This is a genomic window from Hyphomonas sp. (genome assembly GCF_037969335.1).
Taxonomy (GTDB): domain Bacteria; phylum Pseudomonadota; class Alphaproteobacteria; order Caulobacterales; family Hyphomonadaceae; genus Hyphomonas.
In genome coordinates this window covers 1-8,582 of the sequence record NZ_JBBKXE010000013.1, presented here as the reverse complement: position 1 = coordinate 8,582, position 8,582 = coordinate 1, and the positions used below count along the sequence as shown (strand labels likewise).

The following is an 8,582-nucleotide window of genomic DNA, read 5'->3' as shown; positions in this document are numbered from 1 at the left end:
CGCCATTGAATAGTAGGGCGCCTCGAGAATTAGCGCCCCGGCATCCTGCAAGCTCGCAAGGCGCGTCGCCGGTCCCGATCCAATCGAGAAGCCCTGAATGATTACATCATGGGACGCATAGCCTTGGGCCATGAGCCACGACCAGGCCGCATCCGCGTCTGCATTGAAGCCCCGCTCTGAGGGTTTCCCTGAAGAACCAGAATAGCCACGCCAGGCCAACGCCAACAAGCCCACGCCCTGGTCATGTATGCGTTCATACCGCCACACATCCCGATCAAGTCGGCTTCCATTGCCATGCAGGAACAGGATGATGGGACACCCGGCTGAAGGAGGCGTATACCAACCGACAAGATCCTCGCCGTCCTTGGTCTGAATGTCTTCGACCTTGAGGTATCCTGCCTTCGGCGCCACGCGCGTCGAATCCGGGTGAAAAAGCACCTTGTCCTGCATGGCGTAGGCACCGCCAGTTACCAAGGCAATAACGGTTGCTACGACCGCAAGCAAGATAGCCGTCAGCCTCACTACACAATCTCCTTCAGCGCCGCTGCATAGGCGGCAATGTCTTCCGGTGTCGTGCATTCCGTCGCCGCGCAGACGATCACGTCGCCCATTTGTTCGCCCGGGAACAGGCGGCTTGCCCGAACGCCGCCGACAACACCGGCCTCGTCCAGCATGGCCAGAACCGCCTCCGCATTCATCGGTGTGCGGAACGCAAACTCGTTGAAGAAGCGCGGCGTCAGTATCTCCACGCCCGGCACGGCCTCCAGCGCATCGGCGAGGTCACACGCCGCCTCATGGTTCAGCAGCGCAAGGCCCTGCAGGCCCTTGTCGCCCAGCAGCGTCATGTGCGCGGTGAAGGCCAGCGCGCAAAGCCCGGAATTGGTACAGATATTCGATGTCGCCTTGTCGCGGCGGATATGCTGTTCGCGGGTCGACAGCGTCAGCACGAAGCCGCGCTTGCCGTCGGCGTCCACGGTCTCACCGCACAGGCGCCCCGGCATCTGGCGCACCAGTTTCTCGGTGCATGCAAACAGGCCGACATAGGGTCCGCCAAAACCGAGCGGTACACCTATCGACTGGCCCTCGCCCACCGCAATGTCGGCGCCCATCTCACCGGGAGGCGTCACGAGGCCGAGCGAGACCGCTTCGGTAAAGACCGAGACGAACAGCGCCTTCTTCGCGTGGGCGGCGTCGGCCACAGCGGACATGTCCGTCACCGTGCCGAACACGTTCGGGCTCTGCCCGATCACGCAGGCTGTCTCATCATCCACTGCGTCGGCCAGCGCCATCTCGCCATCGACCGCCACTGCCAAGTGTACCACTTCCAGCCCCTGCGCCTCGCACAGCAGTTTCGTGGCGGCCGCATAATGCGGGTGCAGGCCGCCGGACAGGATCACTTTCTTGCGCCGCGTCACGCGCGTCGCCATCACGGCAGCTTCGGCGCAGGCGGTCGAGCCGTCATACATCGAGGCGTTCGCCACATCCATCGCCGTCAGCGCCGCAACCTGCGTCTGGAATTCGAACAGGGTCTGCAGCGTGCCCTGCGCGATTTCCGGCTGGTAGGGCGTATAGGTCGTCAGGAATTCCGAGCGCTGGATCACCATGTCCACGCTGGCCGGGATATGATGCTTGTAGGCACCGCAACCGACAAAGAACGGGCCGGACGAGGCCGAGCGGTTCTTGGCGGCCAATTTCGACAGGTGCCGCTCAACCGCCAGCTCCCCCTGATGGTCCGGCAGGCCGGCAATCTTGCCGCCGAGCCGGGCCTCCTTCGGCACGTCGCCGTAGAAGTCATCCGCGCTTTTCGCGCCGATCACGTCCAGCATCGCCTTGCGATGATCGTCAGTCAGGGGAAGGTAACGCATATCTAATTCGTCTCTTTCTCTCGAAGAACCTCATCCTGAGCGAAGTCGAAGGACGGGGTTCTGGCTTGATGTCTGTGCGGCCCGCGCCCTATCCTTCGACGTTGCTCAGGATGAGCGCTGCGTGAGGCAGCGGGTCTGCTAAAGGCCCTTGAGGAACTCGAAATAGGCGTCCCGGTCCATCAGGCCTGCCAGCTCTTCGCCATGCGACAGGCGGATCACACAGAACCAGCCTTCGGTCTCGGGATGCTCGTTGACCATCTCAGGCTTGTCGGCCAGCGCGGCATTGGCATCGACCACTTCACCGCTGACCGGCGCATAGACGTCGGACGCCGCCTTGACGCTCTCGACCACGGCCATGTCGTCGCCCTTCTTCACCACCTTGCCCACTTCAGGGGTCTCGACGAACACGACGTCGCCCAGCTGTTCAGCGGCGAATTTCGTGATGCCCACGGTGCCGAGTTCGCCGTGCACAGTCACCCATTCATGGTCCTCGGTATAGAACGTCACCTGTTCGGTCAGTTTCGTGCTCATCGTGTATGCCTCATCGCTTGTAATTATGGGGAACAAACGGCAGGGCGACCACTTCGCCCGGCCGTGCCTTGCCTCTGACCATCAGGTCGATTTTCGTGCCGGGCGCCGCATGGGCGGCCGCGACGTATCCCATGGCGACCGGGTGGTCGACGGTGGGGCCAAAGCCGCCGGACGTCACCACGCCCACCACCTTGCCACCCACGTGAACTTCCGTTCCCTCCCGGGCCGGGGCCCGCTCCAGCGGACGGATGCCCACGCGCTTCTCCGCCGGGCCGTCTTTCAGCGCCGCCAGGATGCGCGCCGCGCCGGGGAAATTGCCCGCCTCGCGCCGCGTCTTCTGGATCACCCAGCTCAGCCCGGCCTCGACCGGGTTGCGGCTCGCGTCCATGTCATGTCCGTAGAGGCAAAGTCCGGCTTCCAGGCGCAGCGAATCCCGCGCGCCAAGGCCGATCATCTCGACCCGCTCATCCGTCAGCATTTCCTCGATCAGCGGCAGGCCCGCTTCGGGCGCCACCAGCACCTCGAACCCGTCCTCGCCGGTATAGCCACAGCGCGACACGATGCAGCGCGTGCCGTTCAGTTCAAATGGCTCGTGATGCATGAAGGCCAGATCTTCGCAGCCGGGGAAGAAATCGCTCAGCACGTCGACCGCTTCCGGCCCTTGCAGCGCGAACAGGATGCGGTCATCGGCGCGCGTCAGCACGGCCTTGCCCGCCAGCGCCTTTTCGAAGATGGCCCAGTCCTGTTCCTTCACGGCGCCATTTACGACGATGTACAGGCTGCCCTGCGCCTCATCGCCCAGCGGACGCGTGATGATCAAATCGTCGAGGATGCCGCCATCATCGTTCAGCAGCACGGTCAGCCGCGCCTGCCCCTGTTTCAGGCTGGCAATGTCAGACGGCACCAGCGTCTCGACCAAAGCCGCGATCTTGGCATGCGCCTCATCGCCGCCGCCAATGCCCTCTTCCAGCGACAGGAAGCACGGGCCCATGTGGCTGACATCAAAAATGCCGGCATGGGTGCGCGTCCATTTATGCTCGTCCATCACACCCATCTTGTATTGCACCGGCATCTCATAGCCAGCGAACGGGACGAGCTTGGCCCCGCGCGCAACATGCAGGTCGTAAAGCGGGGTTCGCTTCAATGCATCGGTTGGGGTATCTGCCATGGCGCCATCAATCCAAAAGGTGACGGATCGGCGCTAGGCCGAAATATCCGTCGCCCCCGCTGTCCTGGGCGCCTGAGAGATTCCGCCCGGCATACGGGCTTGCTCCTTCGGCGAGGCCTCAAGAGCCTCTTTCCAGCGTGTTGACCCTGCCCGGTCCGTTTGCCTGAGCGTTTCCGGGGCGGTTGCGCCTTCGGCGGCAGCTTCAAGAGCTGCTCTCTCCCGGGACAGAGTTGAATTGACTTCGAACTAGAACGGATTCGAGGGCGCGGCAAGCAACGACTACGGCGACCCGCGTCCTATCCACAAATGTGCCTGCCAATTGGTCAGGCGCCAGCTGGCTTGCCTCCGAACCAGCTCTGGACTAGGCCCCAGGCATTCTTAGACCCGGATAATGCCTTTTCGGTCGCCCGCGCAGCATGCGAGGTCAGGCCGCCACATCGCTTCAACAGGTCTGCGACGACCGAGCCGGATTCCTGCTTCACACCCTGCAACGCTTCTTCCGAAATCGCCTTGGCCTGTCCGGCCGACCAGCCCTTGAAGCTGCGGCAACGGCGTTTCGCCAGGTAGCCGAGCTTCAGCGTCATCATCGCGTTGATACCGCCATCCATCAGCGGTCCGGCGACCAGACCGCCCATGCGGCCAAGCAGGCCGCCAATCACGTCACCGGTAATGTCAGTCACATCTTCCAGCGCGCGCGACACGACCACGATGGCCGCCACATCGCGCAGGATACGCAAGCTGCCCCCCAGGTGTGGCCGGCCAAAATAGATCCGCGACACCCGCGCGACGAGATTGGCATTGCGCCAGAGCACGATAAAGGCATCGACGGTCCCGTTCATCGATACCGCCGTGGCGACGCCCACGCCGACAGCTTCGGCATGGATCAGCGCATTCACCTTCGCATCCAGCGGTTTCAGCAGGGCCTCGATATGGTCCCGCTCGAAGGCTTCAAGTGCCACGGACACAGCCAGCGCCTCGTCCTGCGACGCCTGCTGCGCGCGCTCCAGCAGCGTACGGCCCTTGGCGATGCCCGCGCGAATGGCCTCGCTTTCGTCTTTCAGCAGCGGATTGGCGGCCAGCATGGCGAGGTATTTCAGGTCGTATTTCAGCCGCGCGGCCAGCGCCGACGGTTCCGGCGCCTTCGGATCGATCACGATGGAAGGGGGCCGGGCTGCGACCGGCATGGCCAGGAAGGACCGGATCGGCCGGCCGACCATGACGCCAAGAATGAGGGTCAGGATCACCACATAGGCAAAGCCCAGAACCGGATGCACATCGTCGAACATCCGGTAGAACAGGAATCCCTGCCCGATCACGACAAGGAAGGCGATCACGATGAACGCGGTTGCTGACCATTTCACGAAGCGCCAGCCTCGCGCCCATTGCGAGGCAAGTTCCCACTGGACGCCGTCGCTGGCCCCGGCGTTTTGATCCTTGAGTGCCTTCGCCATGATTGTCTCCTCTGTGTCGCGGTCGATCCGTCGATACAGAAGACATAGGCACACACGGGCGCAATGCCCTACATGCGCTCAGGCACGTCGATCCCGAGAATCCCGAGCCCGGCTTCGAGCTGCCTCAGCACGGCCGTCGCCAGCGCCAGCCGGCTCGCCCGCAGCGCCGGATCGCTCTCGTTCGCAATCGGCAGCGCGCCATAGAAGCCGCTGAAGGCCTGGCTCAGGCCAAACACGTGCTCGCACAATATATGCGGCATCCGCTTCTCGCGCGCGCCCAGCAGGGCCGCGCCGAACCCGTCCAGCGCCAGAACCAGCGTGCGTTCCGCGTCGTGGCCGACGACAATCTTGCCCGGCGCATTGCCGTCTGCTTCCGCCCGCCTTAGCAGCGACTTGATCCGCACGGCGGCATACATCAGGTACGGCCCCGTCTTGCCTTCAAAGCTCGTGAACCGGTCGAGATCGAACACGTAATTCGTCGTCCGCGTGTTTTGCAGGTCAGCAAAGCGCAGCGCCGCCACGGCCACGGCCCGCGCCACATCGGCCCGCTCGGCGGCGTCCATGTCATCCGGCAGGTTCGCTGCGCCAAGCTTGCGGCCCGCTTCCTCGAGCGCCATCGCGTTCAGGTCGGCCAGCCGCAGCACGCCGCCTTCGCGCGTCTTGAACGGCTTGCCGTCTGGCCCGTTCACGGTGCCGAAGCCGATATGTTCGAGATGCCCCTCATCGATCAGGCCGACCAGTTCAGCCGCCCGGAACACCTGTTCGAAATGCAGCGCCTGTCGCTGGTCGACGACATAGAGCATCCGCTCCGGCGTCGGATGCATGTGCATCATCCGGTCCTCGATCGTCGCAAGGTCCGTCGTGTGATAGCCCGTGCCGCCGCGCGAATTGAGCAGCATCACCGGCGGCATTTCCTTTTTGTCGCTCTCACGCGCCACATGCACGATCAGCGCGCCCTGGCTCTCCTCGGCCAGCCCCGCCTTGCGGAACCGCTCGATCAGGCCCGGAATCAGGTGGTCGACGTCGCTTTCACCCTTCCACAGGTCGAACGAGACATTGAGGAAGGCATAGTCGACCTTCAGCGCCGCCACCGACACGTCGATGAAATGCTTCAGCAGTGCGCGATAGCCGGCCCGCCCCGCCTGCAGCTCGGCTACGGCATTCTGCGAGCGCTGGTTGCGCGCCGGGTCGTCCTTGGCCTTGTTGCTGGCGGCCGGATACAGCCGTCCGAGATCCTCGATCGTGACCGGCGATTCAGCGGGATACGGCCCGGAATAGGTCTCGTCGAAATAGATCAGGTCCGGCTGCTCGTCATACAGTTCGGTAACCAGATGCCCCATCTGCAAGCCCCAGTCGCCAAGGTGCGTGTCCGACGTCACCGTATCGCCGAGGAATTTCAGGAGCCTTTGCAGCGTGTCGCCGATCACCGCCGAGCGCAAATGCCCGACATGCATCGGCTTGGCCACGTTCGGCCCGCCGAAATCGATCACCGTCACGTGCGGGTCGGGCGCCAGCTCGCCGCCCGCCATGTCCTTGTCAGCCAGAATGTCCGCCGCACGGGCCGACAGCGCGGCGTCGGATACGCGAATGTTGATAAAGCCCGGCCCCGCCACGTCTGCCGACAGGACCAGCGGATAGGCCTTCAGCACCTCGGCAATCTGGGCGGCAATCTCGCGCGGGTTTTTCCCGGCAGATTTCGCTGCGCCCATGGCGCCATTGCACTGGAAATCCGCCAGGTCCGGCTTGTCGGAACGGCGCACGTCGCCCCACCGTTCCTCCAGCCCCATGGCAGAGAAAGCGGCGCCAGCGGCGGCCGTCAGGTCTCTGATCAGGCTTGCCATGGTCTACTTTTCAGCGTCGAGACGGTAGCGCTTGCCCGCCCGGTTGAATTCCAGCTGCTCCGGCGTCAGGTCGAAGCCGACCAGGATCTCGAAGTTCGATCCGGCGATCGATTCATCAAGCCGGGGAATTTCGATCTTGCTGAACGATTCCGTCTTGCCGGCCAGTTTCTGGCCCTTGAAATCCGCCTCGACCGAGTAATATTCCTTGGCTAGGACCTTTCCGTTACGGCGCGTCACGGCGACGAAATACGGATAGGAATGCTTGTCGGACGTGGCAGCATCGCCCTTGCCGAAGGCGAAATCGACTTCCATCTGCGCGACCAGCGGGTCATCGTCCGAATAGCGGCAGAACATGCGCACATCGTTGATTTCAGCCGTATAGGTGATGTTCGAATAGGTCTCGTCGGTGCCGTCGGCGAACTCCACATAGCGGGACACGTCATAGATCGCCCCCATTGGCGGGCATGGCCCGGCATTCTGGCGCGTGTCGAATGTCTCGGCGATTTTCGACTGGCATCCGACGAGCATGGCCGCCGCGAGAAGGGTAACTAATATGCGCATGCGTCGGCGTGTCCTTCTTGGCCTGATGAAAAGGCCTGTCCATCTGTTGCTGGAGATGTGTTAAAGGGCTGCGCGCCTCGGCGCAACGCTGCAGAGGCAGGAGATTATTAAATGACCGACAGGCCCGCCCTGACCATTCGCCTTGCGGCGCCCCGCGGTTTCTGCGCCGGGGTCGACCGGGCCATCCAGATTGTCGAGGAAGCGCTCGGTAAATGGGGCGCGCCGGTCTATGTCCGCCACGAAATCGTCCACAATGCCCATGTTGTTAGCCGCCTCGAGGCCATGGGCGCCGTCTTCGTTGAAGAACTGGACGAATGCCCGACCGACCGGCCGGTCATCTTTTCCGCCCATGGCGTCCCCAAATCCGTGCCGGCAGAGGCCGCCGCGCGCCAGATGATCTATGTCGATGCGACCTGCCCGCTGGTCTCCAAGGTCCATGTCGAGGCCGAACGCCACCATACTGACGGTCGCGAGATCGTGCTTATCGGCCATGCCGGCCATCCGGAAGTCATCGGCACGATGGGCCAGCTTCCCGGCGGGGGAATCACCCTGATCGAAACCGTTGCTGATGCGGAACGCTTCGTACCGAAAGACCCGAAAAACCTCGCCTTCGTGACACAGACCACGCTTTCAGTGGATGATACCGCCGATATTGTCGCCGCCCTGCAGGCCCGCTTCCCCGAGATCGCCAGCCCCCACAAGGAAGACATCTGCTACGCCACGACCAACCGCCAGGACGCCGTCAAGGTGCTCGCGCCCGGCGCCGGGCTGGTCCTGGTCATCGGCGCCCGCGCCAGCTCCAATTCCGTCCGCCTTGTCGAAGTCGCCCTGCGCGCCGGGGCAAAACGCGCCGAACTCGTCGCCAGCGCCGAAAACATCGACTGGTCATGGTTCGACAATGTCACCACGCTCGGCCTCACCGCCGGCGCCAGCGCGCCGGAAGACCTCGTCCAGGGCGTCATCGACGCCTGCCGCACACGGTTTGAGGTCACCCTCGACACGGTCGAAACCGCCCGCGAATCCGTCACGTTCAAGCTGCCCCGCATCCTGTCCGACTAGGCTCCAGCGGTCAGGCACTGTTCCGGGCACTGTAAATTCGCTGTTTTTCAATGCATAATGCTAATGATTATGTATCGAATTTGCCGTATTGGCTGCCGATCCCGCC

General features: G+C 63.4%; 8 protein-coding genes and 1 riboswitch. Of the genes, 1 reads left to right on the top strand and 7 read right to left on the bottom strand.

Going from position 1 to position 8,582, the window contains the following annotated elements:
• The 7 genes from AADA04_RS00855 to AADA04_RS00825 all read right to left on the bottom strand — a co-directional run.
• Positions 1 to 522, bottom strand: a 522-nt coding sequence (locus AADA04_RS00855) for a hypothetical protein (protein WP_340691337.1), incomplete at its 3' end; no start/stop codon positions are given.
• The gene (gcvPA, locus tag AADA04_RS00850) at positions 522 to 1,865 is read right to left on the bottom strand and encodes an aminomethyl-transferring glycine dehydrogenase subunit GcvPA (RefSeq protein WP_340691336.1); all 1,344 of its coding nucleotides are present in this window, start codon (positions 1,863 to 1,865) and stop codon (positions 522 to 524) included. The genes AADA04_RS00855 and gcvPA, both read right to left, overlap by 1 nt.
• Positions 1,866 to 2,003: 138 nt before the next feature.
• On the bottom strand, positions 2,004 to 2,396 hold the full coding sequence (gcvH, locus tag AADA04_RS00845) for a glycine cleavage system protein GcvH (RefSeq protein WP_340691335.1): 393 nt from the start codon (positions 2,394 to 2,396) through the stop codon (positions 2,004 to 2,006).
• Positions 2,397 to 2,406: 10 nt separating this feature from the next.
• The gene (gcvT, locus tag AADA04_RS00840; protein ID WP_340691334.1) at positions 2,407 to 3,564 is read right to left on the bottom strand and encodes a glycine cleavage system aminomethyltransferase GcvT; all 1,158 of its coding nucleotides are present in this window, start codon (positions 3,562 to 3,564) and stop codon (positions 2,407 to 2,409) included.
• Between the two features lie 141 nt (positions 3,565 to 3,705).
• Positions 3,706 to 3,797: riboswitch (glycine riboswitch) on the bottom strand.
• A gap of 90 nt (positions 3,798 to 3,887) precedes the next feature.
• Complete coding sequence (locus tag AADA04_RS00835; RefSeq protein WP_340691333.1) at positions 3,888 to 5,015, bottom strand: DUF697 domain-containing protein; 1,128 nt, start codon at positions 5,013 to 5,015, stop codon at positions 3,888 to 3,890.
• 68 nt (positions 5,016 to 5,083) lie between these two features.
• Complete coding sequence (argS, locus tag AADA04_RS00830) at positions 5,084 to 6,856, bottom strand: arginine--tRNA ligase (protein ID WP_340691332.1); 1,773 nt, start codon at positions 6,854 to 6,856, stop codon at positions 5,084 to 5,086.
• A gap of 3 nt (positions 6,857 to 6,859) precedes the next feature.
• Positions 6,860 to 7,417 carry a hypothetical protein gene (locus tag AADA04_RS00825; RefSeq protein ID WP_340691331.1) on the bottom strand — a complete coding sequence of 186 codons (558 nt, stop codon included), beginning with the start codon at positions 7,415 to 7,417 and terminating at the stop codon, positions 6,860 to 6,862.
• A gap of 111 nt (positions 7,418 to 7,528) precedes the next feature.
• Here AADA04_RS00825 and ispH point away from each other — a divergent pair, with 111 nt between their 5' ends.
• Positions 7,529 to 8,476, top strand: a complete 948-nt coding sequence (gene ispH, locus AADA04_RS00820; RefSeq protein WP_340691330.1) for a 4-hydroxy-3-methylbut-2-enyl diphosphate reductase — start codon at positions 7,529 to 7,531, stop codon at positions 8,474 to 8,476.
• Positions 8,477 to 8,582 lie beyond the last annotated feature (106 nt).